Annotated in this window: 20 protein-coding genes; 13 read left to right on the top strand and 7 right to left on the bottom strand. The window is 34.9% G+C overall.

Annotation, left to right across the window (positions count from 1 at the left end):
- The first annotated feature begins 28 nt into the window (after positions 1-28).
- The gene (locus Q0893_RS10140; protein ID WP_299275071.1) at positions 29-1,003 is read left to right on the top strand and encodes a T9SS type A sorting domain-containing protein; all 975 of its coding nucleotides are present in this window, start codon (positions 29-31) and stop codon (positions 1,001-1,003) included.
- Between the two features lie 291 nt (positions 1,004-1,294).
- Here Q0893_RS10140 and Q0893_RS10135 read toward each other — a convergent pair whose 3' ends face one another.
- Positions 1,295-2,230: an endonuclease/exonuclease/phosphatase family protein gene (locus Q0893_RS10135; protein WP_299275068.1), complete on the bottom strand. Its 936-nt coding sequence runs from the start codon at positions 2,228-2,230 to the stop codon at positions 1,295-1,297.
- Between the two features lie 78 nt (positions 2,231-2,308).
- Positions 2,309-3,346, bottom strand: a complete 1,038-nt coding sequence (locus Q0893_RS10130) for a hypothetical protein (protein ID WP_299275065.1) — start codon at positions 3,344-3,346, stop codon at positions 2,309-2,311.
- An 88-nt stretch (positions 3,347-3,434) separates the two neighbouring features.
- Here Q0893_RS10130 and Q0893_RS10125 point away from each other — a divergent pair, with 88 nt between their 5' ends.
- The 7 genes from Q0893_RS10125 to Q0893_RS10095 all read left to right on the top strand — a co-directional run bounded on the left by Q0893_RS10125 (position 3,435) and on the right by Q0893_RS10095 (position 10,178).
- The gene (locus Q0893_RS10125; RefSeq protein WP_299275059.1) at positions 3,435-4,553 is read left to right on the top strand and encodes a DUF2891 domain-containing protein; all 1,119 of its coding nucleotides are present in this window, start codon (positions 3,435-3,437) and stop codon (positions 4,551-4,553) included.
- Positions 4,546-5,760, top strand: a complete 1,215-nt coding sequence (locus Q0893_RS10120; protein ID WP_299275056.1) for an Nramp family divalent metal transporter — start codon at positions 4,546-4,548, stop codon at positions 5,758-5,760. Before Q0893_RS10125 ends, Q0893_RS10120 begins: the two co-directional genes overlap by 8 nt.
- Positions 5,760-6,494 (top strand): 5-oxoprolinase subunit PxpA, encoded by a 735-nt coding sequence (gene pxpA / locus Q0893_RS10115; RefSeq protein WP_299275054.1) that lies wholly within the window; start codon positions 5,760-5,762, stop codon positions 6,492-6,494. Before Q0893_RS10120 ends, pxpA begins: the two co-directional genes overlap by 1 nt.
- Before the next feature lie 6 nt (positions 6,495-6,500).
- On the top strand, positions 6,501-7,235 hold the full coding sequence (gene pxpB / locus Q0893_RS10110) for a 5-oxoprolinase subunit PxpB (RefSeq protein ID WP_299275051.1): 735 nt from the start codon (positions 6,501-6,503) through the stop codon (positions 7,233-7,235).
- Positions 7,228-8,076, top strand: coding sequence for a biotin-dependent carboxyltransferase family protein (locus tag Q0893_RS10105; protein WP_299275048.1), 849 nt, complete (start codon positions 7,228-7,230; stop codon positions 8,074-8,076). The genes pxpB and Q0893_RS10105 overlap by 8 nt, the downstream gene beginning before the upstream one ends.
- 91 nt (positions 8,077-8,167) lie before the next feature.
- On the top strand, positions 8,168-8,683 hold the full coding sequence (locus Q0893_RS10100; protein ID WP_298902145.1) for a hypothetical protein: 516 nt from the start codon (positions 8,168-8,170) through the stop codon (positions 8,681-8,683).
- A gap of 673 nt (positions 8,684-9,356) precedes the next feature.
- Positions 9,357-10,178 (top strand): histidine kinase, encoded by an 822-nt coding sequence (locus Q0893_RS10095; protein ID WP_298902143.1) that lies wholly within the window; start codon positions 9,357-9,359, stop codon positions 10,176-10,178.
- Here Q0893_RS10095 and Q0893_RS10090 read toward each other — a convergent pair.
- From Q0893_RS10090 to panB, 3 genes are read right to left on the bottom strand one after another with little or no spacing between them, the layout of a single operon-like run.
- A complete protein-coding gene (locus tag Q0893_RS10090) occupies positions 10,175-10,882 on the bottom strand; it encodes an RluA family pseudouridine synthase (RefSeq protein WP_299275044.1) in 708 nt (235 codons plus the stop codon). The genes Q0893_RS10095 and Q0893_RS10090 overlap by 4 nt on opposite strands.
- A gap of 6 nt (positions 10,883-10,888) precedes the next feature.
- Positions 10,889-11,389 carry a cupin domain-containing protein gene (locus Q0893_RS10085; RefSeq protein ID WP_299275041.1) on the bottom strand — a complete coding sequence of 167 codons (501 nt, stop codon included), beginning with the start codon at positions 11,387-11,389 and terminating at the stop codon, positions 10,889-10,891.
- 4 nt (positions 11,390-11,393) lie between these two features.
- On the bottom strand, positions 11,394-12,212 hold the full coding sequence (gene panB / locus Q0893_RS10080) for a 3-methyl-2-oxobutanoate hydroxymethyltransferase (RefSeq protein ID WP_298902140.1): 819 nt from the start codon (positions 12,210-12,212) through the stop codon (positions 11,394-11,396).
- A gap of 105 nt (positions 12,213-12,317) precedes the next feature.
- Here panB and Q0893_RS10075 point away from each other — a divergent pair, with 105 nt between their 5' ends.
- On the top strand, positions 12,318-12,782 hold the full coding sequence (locus Q0893_RS10075) for a nuclear transport factor 2 family protein (protein WP_299275036.1): 465 nt from the start codon (positions 12,318-12,320) through the stop codon (positions 12,780-12,782).
- Between the two features lie 17 nt (positions 12,783-12,799).
- Here Q0893_RS10075 and Q0893_RS10070 read toward each other — a convergent pair whose 3' ends face one another.
- Together Q0893_RS10070 and Q0893_RS10065 are read right to left on the bottom strand one after the other, a co-directional pair.
- Positions 12,800-14,221 carry an L-serine ammonia-lyase gene (locus Q0893_RS10070; protein ID WP_298902137.1) on the bottom strand — a complete coding sequence of 474 codons (1,422 nt, stop codon included), beginning with the start codon at positions 14,219-14,221 and terminating at the stop codon, positions 12,800-12,802.
- A 73-nt stretch (positions 14,222-14,294) separates the two neighbouring features.
- Positions 14,295-14,876: a Crp/Fnr family transcriptional regulator gene (locus Q0893_RS10065; protein ID WP_298902136.1), complete on the bottom strand. Its 582-nt coding sequence runs from the start codon at positions 14,874-14,876 to the stop codon at positions 14,295-14,297.
- 184 nt (positions 14,877-15,060) lie between these two features.
- Here Q0893_RS10065 and dnaK point away from each other — a divergent pair, with 184 nt between their 5' ends.
- The 4 genes from dnaK (at position 15,061) to Q0893_RS10045 (ending at position 19,767) form a co-directional block, all read left to right on the top strand.
- Positions 15,061-16,968, top strand: coding sequence for a molecular chaperone DnaK (gene dnaK, locus Q0893_RS10060; RefSeq protein WP_298902134.1), 1,908 nt, complete (start codon positions 15,061-15,063; stop codon positions 16,966-16,968).
- A gap of 100 nt (positions 16,969-17,068) precedes the next feature.
- Entirely contained in the window at positions 17,069-18,298 is a 1,230-nt protein-coding gene (locus tag Q0893_RS10055; RefSeq protein WP_299275029.1) for a class I SAM-dependent rRNA methyltransferase, read from the top strand.
- 59 nt (positions 18,299-18,357) lie between these two features.
- Entirely contained in the window at positions 18,358-19,305 is a 948-nt protein-coding gene (locus Q0893_RS10050) for a nitronate monooxygenase (RefSeq protein WP_299275026.1), read from the top strand.
- A 141-nt stretch (positions 19,306-19,446) separates the two neighbouring features.
- Positions 19,447-19,767, top strand: a complete 321-nt coding sequence (locus tag Q0893_RS10045) for a YtxH domain-containing protein (protein WP_298902131.1) — start codon at positions 19,447-19,449, stop codon at positions 19,765-19,767.
- Positions 19,768-19,800: the final 33 nt, after the last annotated feature.

Below are 19,800 nucleotides of genomic sequence, written 5' to 3'. Positions count from 1 at the left end.
AGAATTGCCCATTTTAAATTCTAAAAAAATGAAAACAAAAATATATTTAATAATCGTAGCATTATCTATAAGTAATAGTTGGGCGCAATTAAGTGTTACAGCTACTTCTACCGATTTTTCTATCGATTTCGACACCTCAATCAGTGGTGTTAATGAGGGAGCTTATGATGGTACAGGTTTTAACCCTGCTCCAAGCACAGGTGACTTAGACGGAAATGCATGGGAAATAACGGGTTTTAGTCTTGGTAACCAAGCCTATGACGCAACGAGTACAAGTGGAGATATGGCAAGAGGAAGCTCCACAGGAGAGGTTGCGAGCGGAGGTCTATATGCTTTTGAAGTAGCGGCTTCAGATTTTGCATTTGGCATGCAACCTACAGGCTCAGATTTTACACCAGGAACCATTACGTTAAAGGTAACTAACAATACTGGAATCACTATTTCTGATATAGAGATAGCCTATGAAATTTGGAATTTAAATAATGCAGATAGAGCAAACAGTTTAAATTTTTCGTATAGTACTGATGACTTATTCTATACAGATATTGGAGCTTTAGACTATACTTCTCCAGAAGCTCCAAATGCATCGTCTTGGGTTAAAAATGACAGAAGTACTGTAATAACCGGATTAACACTTGATAATGGAGATACCTTATACTTAAGATGGACAGGGAGCGATGAATCGGGAAGTGCCGCTAGAGATGAATTTGCTATTGATGATATTACAGTTAATTTTGCTAACACGCTTAGTATAGACGATTCTAATTTTGAGAAGATCAGTATTTATACCATAAATAACTCAATACTGATTGATGGATTACAAGCAGGCAATACCTTGTTAGACGTATATAATATTTTAGGAAAATTAGTAAATACTAATACTTTTAAAGCCACTGGTGAAATTCAAAAAATTGAATTGTCAGAATCACTTGATCAAGGCATCTACATTGTTCGTTTAAAAACTGAGAAAGGGATATTAAGCAAAAAAATAATAAAGAGATAAAACTGAACAATTAAGAAGTTTCAACCAGCTCTAGAAGGTCAAAAATCAAGTTAGTCGTAAACAAGCCATAGTTCACTATGGCTTTGTTGTTTTCAATCTACCTATCGCTCAATCATCATGAATGCGTAAACGATCTCTAATTTTTAAAATTAGCTTCTATGCTGTATACAGATTGCGTTGGCTAGGACGAAATTAGCAAAAGAAAATGAACCAGACGAAAAACCGTTGGATTTCCCAAATACATAAAGAACAACCAATTAATCATACATGTTGTTAGCCGCTACCATTTACCTATCTTGGATCGGCATCATCTACATAGTTTTTCACGCTAATCTTTATCATGTAGTGGTCAGATAAAAAGCGATCATGTTGTTCTAAATCAGATGAACGCAAGACATACTGCCTACTGTACTTAAATTCTGGTCTTTCCTCCGAGACAAATATTCTGTCAAATGGAGCTTCATTATATTGTTTACTCCAATATGTTGCCGAATCATTGTTGTTTAAATCAATAAATCCACGAGTAACAAACGCTTCTATTGCAGGTTCATCGTTGCGTAAAACGTTTGTATCTCCAAGTAAAATAAGGCTTGGGTCTATGGTGTCCTTGATTTCATCTAACGCATCACATAGCGTTTGAGCTTCTTTTCCTCGTACAATTCTATTTTTAGTTACACCTCCATAATTCGATTTCATATGGAGAGGAACAATTGAAATCGTTCTTTTTTCAGCTTGCTTTTCCCATTCTCCAGCAGAATTGCGACGCCAAGCATCAATTTCAGATGTGAAATGGAGAAGATGTGGTTTGCGGTCCCAGAGATTGTAATCTCCATCTTTATGTTTTACATTTAATGGAAATATATCACCAACAGTGAGTCGCTCAGTATTCCATAATACCGTACAGAGTTGAGAACGATCTCCTGATTTTCGGTTGGGCAGAATAACGTAACTCCATTTTACATTTAGATGCTCTTCAAGTAGAAAACAGACAACGTCTAAATCTGAATTTCTTCGTTCTGTAACGGCTCTACTCTCAATTAATGGTTGATTATCAAATAGACGAACCTCTTCGTCTGATGGGGTCACATAAACCTCTTGGAGTGCAATGAGATCTATTCCAGCCATCTCTATATGATCTGCTAAAGCGTATGCGCTTTGCTTTTTAGTAGCTCTTGATTGTCCTGAAAGGTGTTCAATGTTCCAACTTGCAATTTGTAGAAAACTCATAATATTTTATTTTTAGGATTAATAATTCAGTTGTATTGTAGTTATTAACTCGTGTATAGGGAAGTGTGCGTTAAATTGTTAATTTTCTAAAACCTCAGCACGTTTAATCTCAAAAGGTTTAAACCAATCCCAAACAGCGCCAACGCTAAATTGATTTCCCGAATCCACGAAACGAATATTATAATCGTCATGTCCATGATTGTATTTTACGAAAAACGCTAAATCATTAATTTTAAAGGGATACACGGTTATAAATAGCTCTACGCGCCAAGGTTCAACCGAAGGATGTGGTCGCTCTATAAATTCGGTATTGATTCCAAGAGAATACCTGAATTTTCCAGCGTAAGTATGTATGTATTCGTAATCGAGTTCAAAGCGATGCCTGCCATATATGCCAATATCAAAATCTGAAAACCCGCCCTTGTCTATAAGCCCGAATAGTTTATTGTGAAATAGGGTGTAAGCACCAGAAAAAGAATGAGATATAAAAGGCGTATTGTTTTGACCAAAGCGATTCACTCTAAAATTTAGGCTGAGTTTAGTGAGATTGGTAGAAAAATTACCGTTGGTTCTATTGAGTAACTCAGACAGGTTGTCACTATCAGTAATCGTGGCGTGTAAGGCTGTACAAGCGTCCGACTCGTCAACTAAGGTAGAATCAAAGGTACAACCCGATTGTCCGTTTGAGAAATGGCCACTTTCAACAGCAAACGAGAAAAAATTATTTCGTGGTGTTTTAACCAAACGTTGCCATCCCGCTAAAACCTTATACGATGGCATTTTCACAGGAACAGATTGTTCATCATACATTCTAATATGTGGTTGAAACGTAAAATAAAAGGCGTCACTAGGTTTATGTGCAAAGTTCTGCATCACATAGCGCATATTGTTAGAAATACTATAATATACAGTTGGTTTGGCTTCAAAAAATATGGGCTCGAAGCTCACTAGATTACTCGACCACATGATGCTTGGTTTCTCATGAATAGGGTAGTACTCTTTAAATCCGCTATTAGATATGTTTTGTTTGGTCTTTGCAGAATCTTTTGCTGTTTGAGCAAAGCAATAACTATGAATAAAAAGACTTAGGCAAAAAAATAATGAAAGTTTATGCATGGCAATAAATTTTATACGTCAGAAAGCAAAAATTTATAGGGAGAGATTAAATATACGATTTAATACTTTAAAATCTTAAATTTATAACATGAAAAACTATTACTTACTATTGCTAACTTTCTTCATATGTAGCTGCAATTCTCCAGAAGAAAAGAAAATTACTGAAACTAAAGGTATTCTTGAGGTAAATGAAGTTAAAACCCCTATAATCAATTTAAAAGAAGCAAATATATTAGCGCAATTACCTATTCATTGTGTTCAGATTGAGTATCCAAATAAGCTCAATCAAACCATTGGTAGTGCAGCCGATTTACAATCGCCAAAAGCATTGCATCCTGCGTTTTATGGATGTTTTGATTGGCACTCTGCAGTTCATGGACATTGGAGTTTGGTGAGCTTATTGAGACAGTTTCCTGAGCTCGAAGATGCTGAAAACATTAAAGCGATGCTCCTAGAAAATATATCTGAAGCCAATATTAAAGCAGAAGTAAATTATTTTTTTGGGCAATACAATAGAACCTATGAACGCACCTATGGATGGGCTTGGTTGTTAAAGTTAGCAGAAGAATTACATACATGGGATGATCCTGTAGCAAGGGCCTTGGAGTCTAATCTTCAGCCGTTAACCGATTTAATCGTTACTAAATATTTAGAATTCTTGCCTAAACTCAATTATCCTATTCGCGTTGGCGAGCATCCTAATACTGCATTCGGGCTCTCTTTTGCTTATGACTATGCGAAAACAGTTAATAATGAAAACTTGAAGCGCCTTATAGAGCAGCGCGCCAGAGATTTTTATCGTAACGATACTAATTGTCCCTTAGCTTGGGAGCCCAGCGGTTTTGATTTTTTGTCGCCATGTTTTGAAGAGGCAGCATTAATGAAACGTGTGCTTCCAGAACCAGAATTTGAAGGCTGGATTGATACATTTTTACCAGAATTAAAAGATGAAAACTTCAGTATTGAAACAGGAAAGGTAAGTGATAGAACAGATGGGAAGCTCGTGCATCTTGATGGTGTTAACTTTTCACGTGCTTGGAGTTTAAATGAAATCGCTAGAGGGTTGCAGCAATACAGTCACCTGAAAACTATTGCTAATCAGCATATAAATTACTCTTTACCAAGCATTGTGGGCGACAGCTATGAAGGCGGGCATTGGCTAGGGAGTTTTGCAATTTATGCCTTAAATTCAACAGATCGTGATTAAAAATTGGTTTAAAAATATTGGACCTGGGCCATTGGTTGCGGCGGCATTTATTGGTCCCGGAACTGTGACCGTTTGTACGCTGGCTGGTGTTGACTTTGGGTTTTCATTGCTTTGGGCGATGTTATTGTCGGTGTTTGCAACAATAGTTCTACAGGAAATGTCGGCACGTTTAGGAATTATATCTCAAAAAGGACTTTCTGAAGTGATAAGAACAGAAATTTCGAATCCGTTTTTAAAAACATTAGCGATTATCTTAATTCTATCGGCAATCGTTATTGGAAATGCCGCTTACGAAGCAGGTAACATTAGTGGTAGTGTTTTGGGGCTCGAAGTATTGTTTGGAGATGCGTTTTCAAATTCAAGTACAGTATTTAGTGTTCTTATTGGTGTTATTGCATTTGTTTTATTGTTTATAGGAAATTATAAAGTGCTTGAAAAAGCGTTAGTGTCTTTAGTGATTTTAATGAGTCTAGCATTTTTAATTACTGCAATTTTAACAAAACCTGATATAAGTCAAATATTAAAAGGCTTATTTGTACCTGCTTTTTCTAGCGATAGCATTCTTACGATTGTTGCTTTAGTAGGAACAACGGTTGTGCCATATAACTTATTTCTTCATGCGGCTTTGGTTAAAGAGAAGTGGAAGGATAAATCAGATTTAAAACTGGCAAGGAAGGATACGATTATAGCAATAGTCTTAGGTGGAATAGTGTCTATGAGTATCATTATTTCGGCAGCTGCCATAAAAACATATGAGGTTAATAGTGCAGCAGATTTAGCAAAAGGTTTGGAACCTTTATTTGGTGATTTCGCCTCTTATTTCTTATCTATTGGCCTGTTTGCAGCAGGTATTACAAGTGCTATTACAGCGCCTTTAGCTGCGGCTTATGTCGCTTCAGGATGTTTGGGTTGGGGGTCTAATCTGAAATCGCCAAAGTTTCGTTTGGTTTGGATGTTTATTTTGGGGGTAGGAGTGTTGTTTTCTTCAATTGGCTTTAAGTCTATCGAGATCATAAAATTCGCTCAGGTAGCTAATGGTCTACTGTTGCCCATTATTGCAGGCTTTTTAATTTGGATAATGAATAAATCATCTATTCTTGGAAGATATAAAAACACTACACTTCAGAATGTTTTTGGCTTCGTTATTTTAGCTATAGCTTTATTTTTAGGAGTTAAGAGTATATTAAAAGTGTTTAATCTACTGTAATGATAGAAATTGATATTAATTGCGATTTAGGGGAAGGTGTTGGTAACGAAGCGTTCCTGATGCCCTTTATTTCTTCTTGTAATATTGCTTGTGGCGGTCATGCCGGAAATAAGATGACTATGAGTATAGTGGCTGATTTAGCAGAAAAATATAATGTAAAAATTGGCGCACATCCTTCATTTCCTGATAAAGAGAACTTTGGTAGAAAGTTATTGAATATGTCACCAGAAGCTCTTTATGATACTGTTTATACGCAGATAATGTCATTGAAAACTATTCTTGGAAATAAAGGGCTTAACTTGCATCATGTTAAACCTCATGGCGCTTTGTATAACGCTGCTGTGGTTGATAAATCGGTTGCGCGCACTATCATAAAAGCTGTGAATGATATTGATAGTGGTTTGGTGTTGTACGCGCCTTATCATTCTCTTAGTGCCGAAATAGCTAAGCAAGAAGGTTTGCAAGTGATGTATGAGGCTTTTGTAGACCGAAATTATAATGAGGATTTAACCTTGGTGTCACGTCAGCAAAAAACAGCTTTAATAGATGATGCTGATCACATGTTTGAGCATATGTGTCACATGATTTTAAACGGAAAAATAATGACTGTGACTGGAGTAGAGGTAGAAGTAAAAGCAGATACGTTTTGTATTCATGGCGATCATAAGAATGTGCTAAATAATTTAGAGCATTTAGTTGGTAAATTAAAGGAGAATAATATTGAAATTTCTTAAGCATATTTGACGAATTTTGAACTTACATATCGACGCTTTTCTGAAGACTCAATTTTAGTAGAATGGCCTCCTGAAATCACTAAAAGCATTGTCTATGATGTGCTGTCTTTTAAAAAAATGATCTTAAATTATAATATTAAAGGAATAATTCAAATAAATAATGCATACAACTCGATATTAGTTATTTATGATTTCGCTATTGATAAAATCAATGATGAAATTTCAACGTTGAAATCCTTATACAATACACGAGTATGCATAAATAGACCAACGTTTAAATTGTGGCGAATTCCTGTGTGTTACGATGAAGAGTTTGGCTTAGATTTAGATGTTATTTCTAAACAAAATAAACTGTCAAAATCTGAAGTTGTACGGTTACATTATGAACCAATATATACCATCTTTTTTATTGGGTTTTTACCCGGCTTTTTGTACTTAGGCGGATTGGATAAGCGGCTTCATTTTCCAAGAAGATCAAAACCACGAATACGTCTTAAAAAGGGAGCAGTCGCTATTGGAGGAGGTCAAACAGGAATTTACCCTAATGTAAGTCCGGGAGGATGGCATATTATAGGTAATTCTCCTATAGAGTTTTTTAAGTCAGCCAATGAGAATCCATGTTTTGCCCAGGCAGGAGATCAAGTTCAATTTGTTCCAATACCTAATTCAGAGTATAAGGTATTAGTTGAACAAATAAAAAACGGAACTTACCAATTAGAAAGTGAGGTGTTTGATGGTTGATGTCCTAAAAGCAGGCTTATTTGATACCATACAAGATTTTGGAAGATTTGGAATGCAAGACTATGGTGTTCCATATTCGGGTGTTATGGATACTTATTCAGCAACTCTAGGGAATTCTATATTAGGAAATGAAAAAGGAGCTGCTGTTATGGAATGTACAATTAATGGTCCGCAACTTAAGTTCAATACAGCAACCCTTATTTGTATTACAGGAGCGCTAATGCAGCCCAATTTAAATGGACAAACGGTTAGAAATAACAAGGCTATTTCAGTTAAAGAAAATGACGTATTGCGTTTTGGTAAGTTGCAGTATGGTTGTAGATGTTACATTTCAGTACTTGGCGGATTTCGTACTGAAATCGTTTTGGGAAGTAGAAGTATGTATCAAGGAATTACCTCCAAATTTAAAATAGAAAGAGGAGATAAGTTACCTATTTCTAGTTTCCATAATAGTAATACTGACAGCTTAGTTTCTATTAAAGTTAATGAAAAACACTTTCAAACTCTTGATGTAGATGTATTTATGGGGCCAGAATTTAAACAACTGAGTGTAGCACAACAGAAGCTCCTGTTTCATCAAACTTTTAGTATTTCTACTGAGAGTAATAGAATGGCCTATCAGTTTAATGAATTGTTTGTAAATGATTTAGATGAAATCATAACATCACTTGTTTTGCCAGGAACTGTGCAACTCACGCCATCTGGACAATTAATCACCTTAATGAGAGATGGTCAAACCACTGGTGGATACCCAAGAATTTTACAATTATCAAAAGACGCAATCAATATCCTAGCACAAAAGTCTTTAGGTGACAAGATTCGGTTTAAATGTATAAAATAGTAAGAAAAAACCTAAATTTTAACATAAATAGTGGTTTTGTATTAAGATTTTATATACATTACAATGCAATTAATTCAAAACTAACCAAATTATGAAAAGACTAGGACCAATTATTTTAGGGATTATTATTGGCGCTGCTGCCATGTATTTTTATTTTCATAATAATAAAAATCAAGACGGTATGAGTGATACACCAACACCAAAAGGCATTATTACGCCAAAAGAGATTAAAGTATTAACTGAAGCCTACAACCCTAGGTATGACAGCATTAATAATACTGTTTTTAGAGGCGTACAAAGCGGAGATAACCGATCATCATGGTATTCCTTGGAAGATTTACGCAATTTCCTTACACTTGCAGAAAAACAAGCAGGAGAATTAGGATACACAATGGATGGTGTTAGAATCTATCCTGGTGCATTGCCAGCAGGAATTGAGCGCCCCGGTTATTCAACATTTTTGTTTGTGCCAACAGGTTATTTAACCAAATCTGAAGGAGGCATGGCAAATATGAAACAAGGAGGTGGAAATGGTGACATTCCTGGAGGAAACGGATTGGATATGGGAGGAGAAGGAAGCCCTCCAGGTGCTAATTATCCTCAATAACCAGATTATATTTGAAGGAATTTTTATTTGATAACAGCACAATAATTACCAATGCGGTAGAATTTATTGCAGCGTTGTCTGGCACTTTATATTTAAGAAAGAATAAAAATTCAGTATTAAAGATTTTTGTTATTTATCTATGGCTCACTTTTTTTACAGAATTAGTGGGCCATTATACTTATATAATGCAAAATAACTATAGTTATGATTGGTTTGTAAAAATCAAGAATAGTTACTTTTGTTATAATAGATGGTTGTATAATGTCTATTCTTTTTTGGCGATTGGACTCATAGGGTTGTTTTATTCTAATTTAATGTCCACTAAGCTATTTCAAATAATAATTAGAAGTATTTTTATAGCATACAGCTTATTTGCTTTTGTTTTTTTTACGTTTACTGACGGATTTTTTCTAAGATCATTACCCTATAACTATATTTTTGGAGCGGTCGCTGTTTGTGCATATGTTATCTTGTATTTTATTGAGTTAATGCGCAGCGACGAAATTTTAACTTATTATAAACTCCCATCATTTTATGTGAGTATTGCCTTGTTGTTATGGTATTTATGCGCCACACCATTATTTATATTTGACAGTTATTTTTTAGCTGTAAATACAGATTTTGTATCGTTTAGATACTTGTTATTACTATTTATAAATATATTTACCTATCTATGTTATACATTCGGTTTTTGGTACTCACTCAAGAAGAGCAAGGAATAAACGAGGAGCAAATAGCTCTAATCGCATATGTTATTTTTGCTATATTATTGCTTTCAATAATGGTAATCTTGTTTTTTGTGACCTTTCAGAAACGAAAGAACAAGCTTCTTTTAGATAAAGTTAAACAACAACAGGAGTTTGATGAAGAAATCTCGCGTACACAAACAGAAATTCAAGAACAAACACTAAAACATATTGGATGGGAATTGCACGATAACGTAGGCCAATTACTAGCTTATGCCAGTATGCAACTTAATATGCTTGGCACTAAAGTACCAGACGATGTGAAATCAAAAGTTAATGAAACCTCCGATATTGTAAAAGAAAGTTTGAAAGAAGTAAGGTCATTGTCAAAATCACTTAATAATGAGGTTATATTAAATATTGGATTTGAAGACTCTATCACCAATGAACTTAGTCGTTTAAAACGCATGAAATTTGCTTCAGCCGAGTTGCACGTTAAAGGAGAGCGCCAAGAACTTAAGAATAAAAAACATGAGATTATAATCTTTAGAATTCTTCAAGAATTCTTCTCAAATTCTGTAAAATATTCTGAAGCCGATAACTTAAAGGTGGCTTTAAATTACAAACCAGATCAAGTAGATATTATAGCATCCGATGATGGTAAAGGTTTTGATGTCGATACTGCTGAAAAAGGATCAGGACTTATAAATATGAAAAGTAGAGCAGAACTTATAGGAGCAACATTTAAGATGACATCACAACCAAATGAAGGCGTTGAACTCACTATTAACTATCCCTTCAATAACTAATACTCACAGGCTTGCCATATTGGGTCTTTTGGTAAAGGTGCTACAACATCAATCATATTTTTTGATACAGGGTGAATAAACTCTAAACGCCTTGCATGTAAACTAATGCTAGCATCTTTATTACTACGCCCAAAGCCATATTTTAAATCACCCTTAATAGGTGATCCTACGGATGATAACTGACTCCTAATTTGGTGATGTCTTCCCGTTTCTAACGCAATCTCTAGTAGGTAATAGTTGTCAAGCGTTTTTAATGTTTTGAAATGCAAAACTGCTTTCTTACTGCCTTCAACTTCTTTTGTATACGCTGTCGATTTGTTATTCTTTGGGTTTTTTTTGAGCCAATTAATTAAGGTGCCTTCTGGTTTTTGAGGTAACTGTTTTACAATAGCCCAGTAGGTTTTAGAGGTTTTTTTTTCGGCAAATAATTTATTGAGTCGGGGTAAGGCTTTACTCGTTTTTGAAAACAATACAATGCCAGTCGTTGGCCTATCCAAGCGATGTACTACACCTAAATACACATTACCAGGTTTGTTATATTTATCTTTGATATAGGCTTTTACAACATCACTTAAAGGCATGTCTCCGGTTTTGTCGCCTTGTACAATATCACCAGCACGCTTATTGACAATGATAATATGATTGTCTTCGTACAAAACTTGGAGATTAGTTTTATTTGATACTATTTTTTTTAAATCAGACATGTAAACTTACCTTGTTAAAGATTTTATGACAGTCTCATGCTGTGGAAATAGCTCAGTAAGGCTTTTACAAGATGCTAAAGTGAAATCTCTAAAGTCAAAACCAGGAGCAACTGTGCATCCTAAAAAAGAAAAGCTATTAGGCTTTGAAATTTTTGCCGCAAACCAATAATTTTTAGGTACTACAAATTGAGGTACTTGTCCGTTAAGAAGATCATTGCCAATCATTACGGTAGATAAAACACCGTCTTCAGAAATCATGGTTAACTCTAAAGCATCTCCCATATAGAAATGCCACATTTCATCTTGATTTATCTTGTGAAAGGCCGAAAAATCATCAGATTTAAGTAGATAATAAATTCCTGTACAATAATGTCGTTGGTCTTGAAATACTTGAGGTAAGCAATCTTTAGAAATGACACCCTCACTACGATAGGTTTCCTTATAATAACCACCTTCAGGATGTGGTTTCAATTCTAATGTCTGAACAATAGTATCTAATGAATCCATTAATTTAATATTGCTCTTTGTCATTAGGGAATTTAACGGCTTTTACATCATCAACATATAGACCAATAGCTTTGGTCATGTCTTCATATAAGTTCATATAACGTCGTAGAAAACGCGGATTGAATTCATGTGTCATACCAATCATGTCATGTAATACAAGAACCTGACCATCAACACCAGCGCCAGCACCAATACCAATTACAGGAATAGAGACACTTTCTGCAACTTCTTGAGCTAACTTTGCAGGGATTTTTTCAAGAACAATTCCAAAACATCCTGCCTTTTCCAACATTAAAGCATCATCCTTTAATTGTTTTGCCTCTTGTTCTTCTTTGGCTCTAACAGTATATGTCCCAAATTTATAAATAGATTGTGGCGTTAAACCTAGATGTCCCATCACAGGAATCCCCGCATTTAGAATGCGTTTAATAGATTCTTTAACTTCTTTGCCGCCTTCCATTTTAACAGCATGTCCTCCAGATTCTTTCATGATTCTAATGGCCGAACGGAGCGCTTCTTTTGGATCACTTTGGTAACTTCCAAAAGGCAAATCAACTACAACTAAAGCCCTATCAATTGCCCTTACAACAGAGGAAGCATGATAAATCATTTGATCTAGAGTAATAGGTAAAGTTGTTTCATGTCCCGCCATGACATTACTTGCCGAATCACCAACTAAAATAACATCTACACCAGCTTCATCAACAATTTTAGCCATGGTGTAATCGTAAGCCGTAAGCATTGATATTTTCTCGTTGTTTTGTTTCATGTCAACAAGAGACTTCACAGTAATTCTTTTGTAATCTTTTTTTGCTACAGACATATTGTAAAAATTAATTATCCGTAAAAATACAGAGTTTTGTTAAACTTTATTTATTATGAGTGCTAAAAACGATTTATTTTATAATTTAACTGAAATTTTAAACTCATGAAAAACTCTATCTTTCTAATTGCCTTTTTGGTAACGACATTTTCATTTTCTCAAACATCACAAAGCGATGAAGTTAAAGCAACAGTTGAACGTTTTTTTGAAGGGTTTCACAAAGGTGATACAAGCATGATGAAATCTGTTATGATGCCAAAAGTAACCATGCAAACAGCTTTTATTAATAAAAAAGGTGAAGGCGTCTTTGTTGATGATGGAGGGTCAGATAAGTTGCTAAATGCAATAGCAAACAGGCCTGATGATCAAAAATGGGATGAGCGCTTAACAAAATTTAATATTCAAATTGACGCTAATTTAGCCGTAGCATGGGTAGATTACGAATTTTGGTTCAATGATAAATTTAGTCATTGTGGTGTAAATTCTTTTCATCTCGTAAAAACGGAAGGCAAATGGAAAATTATTTATTTAATCGATTCACGACGAAAGTCAAATTGTCAAAAAGATTAATTTGTTAACAAATTAAATTAACAGTCGGCCATATTAACACGCACGGCTAAGCCGCCTTCACTTGTTTCTTTATATTTTGTATGCATATCTTTAGCGGTTTCCCACATTGTATCTACGACTTTATCTAAAGGGACCTTAACATTATTTGGATCGGTATCTAAAGCTAATTCACAAGCGTTTATAGCTTTAATAGCTCCCATGGCATTTCGCTCTATACAAGGAATTTGAACCAAACCACCAATAGGATCACAAGTGAGCCCTAAATGATGTTCCATAGCAATTTCTGCAGCAACTAAAACTTGTTCTGGACTACCTCCAGAGAGTTCACATAGTGCACCAGCAGCCATAGCAGATGAGACGCCTATTTCAGCCTGACATCCTCCCATGGCAGCACTTATAGTGGCTCCTTTTTTAAAGATGCTTCCAATTTCACCAGCAACCAATAAAAAACGTTTGATGTCTTCAAAATTACCATCGTGGTTTTCAATAACTAAGTAGTACATTAGTACAGCAGGAATAACACCAGCGCTTCCATTAGTAGGAGCAGTAACTACACGACCTAGAGAAGCATTGACTTCATTTACAGCAAGAGCAAAACAACTTACCCATTTAAGGATTTGTCTAAATTTAACCTCTGTATTTCGAATCGCATAAATCCATTCCACAGGATTTGAATAGGGCGTATCTCCTTTTAAACTTTGATGCATGTCATAGGCACGACGCCTAACATTGAGTCCGCCAGGAAGACTACCTTCTGTATGACAACCTGTGTACATACATTCTAACATCGTATCCCAAATTCTTTTAAGCTCGTCATTTATTGCAGTCTCAGATCTAATTGATTTCTCATTTTCTAAAACAACTTCTGAAATGGATTTATTTAAATCGGTGCAAAATTTTAAAAGCTCGGTACCCTTCTCTATTGGGTATGGAAAAGAACATTTTATTTCAAAATTTTTCTTGTGATTTGATCGTTCTTCTTTTACAACAAATCCGCCACCAATTGAATAAAAAGTCGACTTGTAATTTCTTCCATTAATTACAGCGGTAAAGGTAAGTGCATTGGCATGATAAGGCAGAAATTTTCTATTAAAAATAATATTTGTGTTAACATCAAAAGGCAGAGTCGTTTCATTATTAAACACTATGGTATTTGTCTTTTTAATAGCATCAATAATCGTATCAATAGAATCAACAGGAATACGTTCTGGGTCGGCACCACTTAATCCGAGAAGTACCGCATAATCTGTGGCGTGTCCTTTTCCAGTTAAGGATAACGAGCCATAGAGGTCAACATTTATGCTTTCTACGCTATCAAACTTTTTAGCGACCTTAAGTTCTTTAATCCAACGTTCGGCAGCTCGCCATGGTCCCAATGTATGAGAGCTTGAAGGGCCAATACCTATTTTGAGCATGTCAAAGACAGAAATACACTCCATATTATTGATCACATTTTAGTGTGACAAATATAGTTTTTATTAGGATACGTTTTTATATTCCAAAACTATAATTTCAATAGAGCTTTGATCTAATTCTGCTAAGTTGGACAGGGGTTATATTAAGGTAAGATGCAATTTGATATTGCGGCGTTAATTGATCAATATTTGGTATGCGCTCTTTCAGTTTTAAATACCGCTCTTTGGCGTTCATTGTAGAAATTTCTATAAACATACGTTCGCCTGCCATAAATAGAAACTCTAAATAACGCGAATAAAACTTTAGTACTTCTGAGTTGGTGTTGCATAATTTCATAAACGCTTTGTAATTTATTTCATAAATATGGCAATCGGTAAGCGTTTCGTATATGAACTCCGAAGGTTTTTTTGTAAGCATGGATGTGAATGAAGCAAAAAACTCAACAGTTGTAAATAAGGATTTGGTTAATTCTTTTCCGTTTTCCATAATAAGGTAAGAGCGTAATACACCTTTATTTATGAGGTATAACTTTTTACTTACTTCTCCAATGTTTACTAACTTAGTTTTTGCTTTAAACTCTTTTAGCTCTGCTATAGCATATAATTTATCATAAGTTGCCTTAGATAAAGGCGATATTGAACTCATGAAATTGAAATTAACATCGTAATAATCAATCATAGTATAAGGGTTGGTTTAATTATGTCATCTTAAAGATATGTTTTTTTGTTCGTTTGAAATTTTAATGGTTGTGACATCATGTCATATTTTTTGTCATGGCATAATCATTGTCATATAGATAACGACATTAAAATGACATAAACATTTCCGAAGTATTGGAAATAAAAACACTAAATATAAAATTATGAGTAAGATTATTGGAATCGATTTAGGAACTACAAATTCGTGCGTTTCTGTAATGGAAGGAAATGAGCCAGTAGTAATCCCAAACGCTGAAGGTAAAAGAACAACGCCTTCGGTTATCGCCTTTGTAGAAGGTGGAGAAATTAAAGTTGGTGATCCAGCAAAAAGACAAGCAGTAACAAACCCAACAAAAACGGTTTATTCGATTAAACGTTTTATGGGGAATAAATATTCTGAATCTAAAAAAGAAGCAGAACGTGTACCATATAAAGTGGTAAAAGGAGATAATGATACTCCAAGAGTAGATATTGATGGACGTCTTTATACACCACAAGAATTATCAGCTATGATTCTTCAGAAGATGAAGAAAACGGCTGAAGACTATTTAGGTCAAGATGTAAGTGAAGCAGTAATTACTGTACCTGCTTATTTTAATGACTCACAACGTCAAGCAACTAAAGAAGCTGGAGAAATTGCAGGTTTAAAAGTTCGTAGAATTATAAATGAACCAACTGCAGCAGCCTTAGCTTACGGAATGGACAAAAAAGGTGTAGATCAAAAAATCGTTGTATTCGATTTTGGTGGAGGAACACATGATGTATCTATTCTTGAATTAGGAGATGGTGTTTTTGAAGTATTATCTACAGATGGAGATACGCATTTAGGAGGTGATGATGTTGATGAGAAAATCATTAACTGGTTAGCAGAAGAGTTTAATAGCGAAGAAGGGATTGATTTACGTAAAGATCCTATGGCATTACAACGTTTAAAAGAAGCGTCGGAAAAAGCAAAGATTGAATTATCATCGTCTGCACAAACTGAAATTAACTTACCTTATGTAACGGCTACAGCTTCAGGACCAAAACACTTGGTACGTACATTAACACGTTCTAAATTTGAACAATTAATTGACGATTTAGTAAAACGTACTATTGAGCCATGTGAAACTGCCTTAAAAGCAGCCGGTTTATCAAAAAGTGATATTGATGAAGTAATACTAGTAGGTGGTTCTACACGTATTCCCGCAGTTCAAACCGCTGTTGAGAAATTTTTTGGAAAGACACCAAGTAAAGGTGTAAACCCTGATGAAGTTGTTTCTTTAGGTGCTGGAATCCAAGGAGGGGTATTAACTGGAGATGTAAAAGATGTTCTTTTATTAGATGTTACACCATTATCTCTTGGTATCGAAACTATGGGGAATGTAATGACAAAGTTGATTGATGCTAATACCACAATTCCAACTAAGAAATCACAAGTATTCTCTACAGCAGCAGATAATCAGCCATCAGTAGAAATCCATGTATTACAAGGAGAACGTCCTATGGCAGCAGATAATAAAACAATTGGTCGTTTCCATTTAGATGGAATTCCACCAGCACAAAGAGGAACACCTCAAATTGAAGTGATTTTTGATATCGATGCCAATGGTATCATTAAAGTGTCTGCAGAAGACAAAGCAACTGGTAAGAAACAGGATATTCGTATTGAAGCATCTTCAGGATTAACTGAAGAAGAAATTGCTAAAATGAAGCAAGAAGCTGAAGCAAATGCGGATGCAGATGCTAAAGCAGTAGAAAATGCAAAGAAATTGAACGAAGCAGATGCGATGATTTTCCAAACAGAAAATCAACTTAAAGAATTTGGTGATAAATTATCTGATGATAAGAAAAAGCCAATCGAAGAAGCCCTTGAAGAATTGAAGAAGGCTTTCGAAACTAAAGAAATCGATGTTATCGAACCTGCTTTAGAAAAAATCAACGAAGCATGGAAAGTCGCTTCTGAAGAAATGTACAAAGCACAAGCAGAAGCTCAACAAGGTGGAGCCGAAGCACCAGGACCAGATGCTAGTCAAGAGGCTCAGGCTGAAGGAAATGATGTTGAAGACGTAGACTTCGAAGAAGTGAAATAAGAAATCATATCTTAACATTTATAAAAACGCAATCAGAAATGGTTGCGTTTTTTATGCTTAATAGCAACGCTATTCTATAAAAAGAAACTAATTTGCAATTATGAATTTTTCGGCATCCATTGAAAGCTTAAATCAACCTAAACGCCTTGCAGTAAAACTCACTGCAAAAGGCGAAAATTATGTGCAACAATCTCATCCTTGGGTGTTTTCAGATAGTATCGTAAAAATTAATGCAGACGCCAAAACAGGTGATCTTGCAATTATCTTCGGGAAACGAAAAAATGGAATGATAGGTATTGGGCTTTATGATGCCAAATCTCCCATTCGCATTAAAATGATCTATAGCGATAGCAAACCAATGCAAGTTGACACAGACTTTTTTCTTCGGAAAATAGAAAGCGCTTACAAAAAAAGGTTGCCATTACTAAAGACTAACACAACAAGTTACAGACTGCTTTTTGGAGAAAATGATGGGTTTCCTTCATTGATTGCCGACGTGTATAATACAGTTTTGGTAGTTAAACTTTATTCTGAAATATGGCTACCTTATCTTAAAACAATATTAGAGAGTTTAATGAAAATATCAAGCTGCGATACAGCTGTCATAAGATTGAGTCGCGGATTACAAAATTCTGATGAGCATCGTTTAAAAGATGGAGATGTTGTTTATGGGACATTAGAAAATGAGATTGTTAAGTTTGTAGAGCACAATGTTAACTTTTCTGCTAATGTTATCAAAGGACATAAAACAGGTTATTTTTTAGATCATAGGGAAAATAGGAGGCAAGTAGGTCTTTTAAGTAGACATAAGACAGTTTTAGATGTGTTTTCATATGCTGGCGGATTTTCAGTACATGCATTAGCCAATGAAGCAAAGGAAGTGACTAGCTTGGATATAAGTGCCCAAGCGCTAAAGATAGCAGTTCAAAATGGTAAACTTAACCACTATTCTGGAAAGCATATAACCTTGGCAGGTGATGCGTTCAAAATTCTGGAGCAACTCGTTTCAGAAAAAAAGCGTTTTGATGTCGTAGTTATTGATCCTCCTAGTTTCGCGAAACAACAATCTGAAGTACAATTGGCAAAAAAGAAATACGCACAATTGGCAAGATTAGGACAGCAACTAACGGCTAGAGAAGGTTTATTGGTACTGGCATCTTGTTCATCAAGAGTGAGGGCAACCGCGTTTTATGATATAAATGAACATACCTTAAAAGCTACTAACCGATCATTTTCCGTAGTGCAAAAAACACAACATGATATTGACCATCCTATTGGTTTTATTGAAGGGGCCTATTTAAAATGTGGCTATTATAGGTTTATGGATTAAACAACTGTTATGCATGCATAATAAATTTTATTATATTTGCTAAAATCAATTTGATATTCATGGAAACCAAACTCACTAAACTTCTCAATATAAAGCACCCAATTATACAGGCACCAATGTTTCTTGTCTCTAATGTAGCTATGGTTACCGAAGCCATGAATGCTGGTATTGCTGGTTGTATTCCTGCCTTAAATTATAGGACTTTAGATGAACTACGTGAGGCTATTCGAGAATTGAAAGCCAATAAAGTGGAAGGAGGATCTTTCGGATTTAATCTAATTGTTAATAAATCGAATATTAAATATAAAGGGCAATTAGAAGTTTTATGTGAGGAAGGCTGTGATTTTATAATTACCTCTTTGGGTAGCCCAGAAGAAACTATAAACCAAGCCCATGCTGTTGGCATAAAAGTGTTTTGCGATGTAGTGGATTTACATTTCGCAAAGAAGGTAGAAAGTTTAGGTGCAGATGCGGCAATAGCAGTGAATAACGAAGCTGGAGGACATCGTGGTAATTTATCTCCTAAAGAACTTATTAAACTTCTAAATGAAAATTTATCTATTCCAGTAATTTCTGCAGGAGGTGTTGGATGTAAGGCAGATATTGATAAAATGCTAAGTTATGGTTCTGAAGGTGTTTCTGTTGGGAGTCCTTTTATAGCATCATTAGAAGCACAAGTGACTAATGAGTATAAGCAGGCTTGTGTTGATTATGGCGCCGATGACATCATAATGACAGAGCGTATTTCTGGGACACCTTGTACTGTTATTAATACACCTTACGTTCAGAAAATTGGAACAAAAGCAACATGGCTTGAAAATCTTCTAAATAAAAATAGAAAACTCAAAAAGTGGGTGAAAATGGTTCGCTTTTCTATTGGAATGAAAGCTACAGAAAATGCGGCAAAAAAAGCGACATATAAAACCGTTTGGGTTGCAGGACCAAGTATTGAGCATACTAAAGAAATTCTTCCTGTAAAGGCAATCGTGTCAAATTTAGTAAGCTAGATTCCTAGTTTAGATTTAAATTGTCTTCATAAATTATGTTATAATAATGATTTAAACACCTGACTATGAATTTGTTTGTAACAAATTCATGTTTTTTAAGACCTATAGATAAAATCTAGTTTAATCTTAAAAGAAATTATTATGATTCATAAAGGAGCAATTGTACTTGGTATATTACTAGGTGCTACAGCTGGCGTTTTATTGGCACCAGAAAAAGGAAGTGTTACTCGAAATAAACTTAAAAAAGAAGGAAACGACATAAAGGACCAATTATCAAAAGACTTGGCAGAAGTTAAGGGTGATTTATCTAAAGCTGCCGCTTCTGGTAAGGAAAAGTTTAACCAAAAGTTTGAAGACTTTACTTCTAAAACAAGTTATAAAACAGAACAAGCAATTACATTTTTAGAAAAGCAATTGGCTATTTTAAAAGAAAAAAATAAAACATTACAGAAAACAAGTTAAGCACTTACATAAACGAGCCCTAAGTATTTAAAT

This window comes from uncultured Psychroserpens sp. (assembly GCF_947494225.1).
In the GTDB taxonomy this organism is placed as follows: domain Bacteria; phylum Bacteroidota; class Bacteroidia; order Flavobacteriales; family Flavobacteriaceae; genus Psychroserpens.
The sequence above is the reverse complement of the archived record's forward strand: the minus strand, read 5'-3'. Positions and strand labels throughout refer to the sequence as shown.

Bases quoted from the DNA above. Each gene is read 5' to 3' on its own strand.
- Q0893_RS10140 (WP_299275071.1), top strand. From the start codon at position 29: ATGAAAACAAAAATATATTTAATAATCGTAGCATTATCTATAAGTAAT.
- Q0893_RS10135 (WP_299275068.1), bottom strand. From the start codon at position 2,230: ATGAGTTTTCTACAAATTGCAAGTTGGAACATTGAACACCTTTCAGGA.
- Q0893_RS10130 (WP_299275065.1), bottom strand. From the start codon at position 3,346: ATGCATAAACTTTCATTATTTTTTTGCCTAAGTCTTTTTATTCATAGT.
- Q0893_RS10125 (WP_299275059.1), top strand. From the start codon at position 3,435: ATGAAAAACTATTACTTACTATTGCTAACTTTCTTCATATGTAGCTGC.
- pxpA (WP_299275054.1), top strand. From the start codon at position 5,760: ATGATAGAAATTGATATTAATTGCGATTTAGGGGAAGGTGTTGGTAAC.
- Q0893_RS10105 (WP_299275048.1), top strand. From the start codon at position 7,228: ATGGTTGATGTCCTAAAAGCAGGCTTATTTGATACCATACAAGATTTT.
- Q0893_RS10100 (WP_298902145.1), top strand. From the start codon at position 8,168: ATGAAAAGACTAGGACCAATTATTTTAGGGATTATTATTGGCGCTGCT.
- Q0893_RS10095 (WP_298902143.1), top strand. From the start codon at position 9,357: ATGTTATACATTCGGTTTTTGGTACTCACTCAAGAAGAGCAAGGAATA.
- Q0893_RS10090 (WP_299275044.1), bottom strand. From the start codon at position 10,882: ATGTCTGATTTAAAAAAAATAGTATCAAATAAAACTAATCTCCAAGTT.
- Q0893_RS10085 (WP_299275041.1), bottom strand. From the start codon at position 11,389: ATGGATTCATTAGATACTATTGTTCAGACATTAGAATTGAAACCACAT.
- panB (WP_298902140.1), bottom strand. From the start codon at position 12,212: ATGTCTGTAGCAAAAAAAGATTACAAAAGAATTACTGTGAAGTCTCTT.
- Q0893_RS10075 (WP_299275036.1), top strand. From the start codon at position 12,318: ATGAAAAACTCTATCTTTCTAATTGCCTTTTTGGTAACGACATTTTCA.
- Q0893_RS10070 (WP_298902137.1), bottom strand. From the start codon at position 14,221: ATGGAGTGTATTTCTGTCTTTGACATGCTCAAAATAGGTATTGGCCCT.
- Q0893_RS10065 (WP_298902136.1), bottom strand. From the start codon at position 14,876: ATGATTGATTATTACGATGTTAATTTCAATTTCATGAGTTCAATATCG.
- dnaK (WP_298902134.1), top strand. From the start codon at position 15,061: ATGAGTAAGATTATTGGAATCGATTTAGGAACTACAAATTCGTGCGTT.
- Q0893_RS10055 (WP_299275029.1), top strand. From the start codon at position 17,069: ATGAATTTTTCGGCATCCATTGAAAGCTTAAATCAACCTAAACGCCTT.
- Q0893_RS10050 (WP_299275026.1), top strand. From the start codon at position 18,358: ATGGAAACCAAACTCACTAAACTTCTCAATATAAAGCACCCAATTATA.
- Q0893_RS10045 (WP_298902131.1), top strand. From the start codon at position 19,447: ATGATTCATAAAGGAGCAATTGTACTTGGTATATTACTAGGTGCTACA.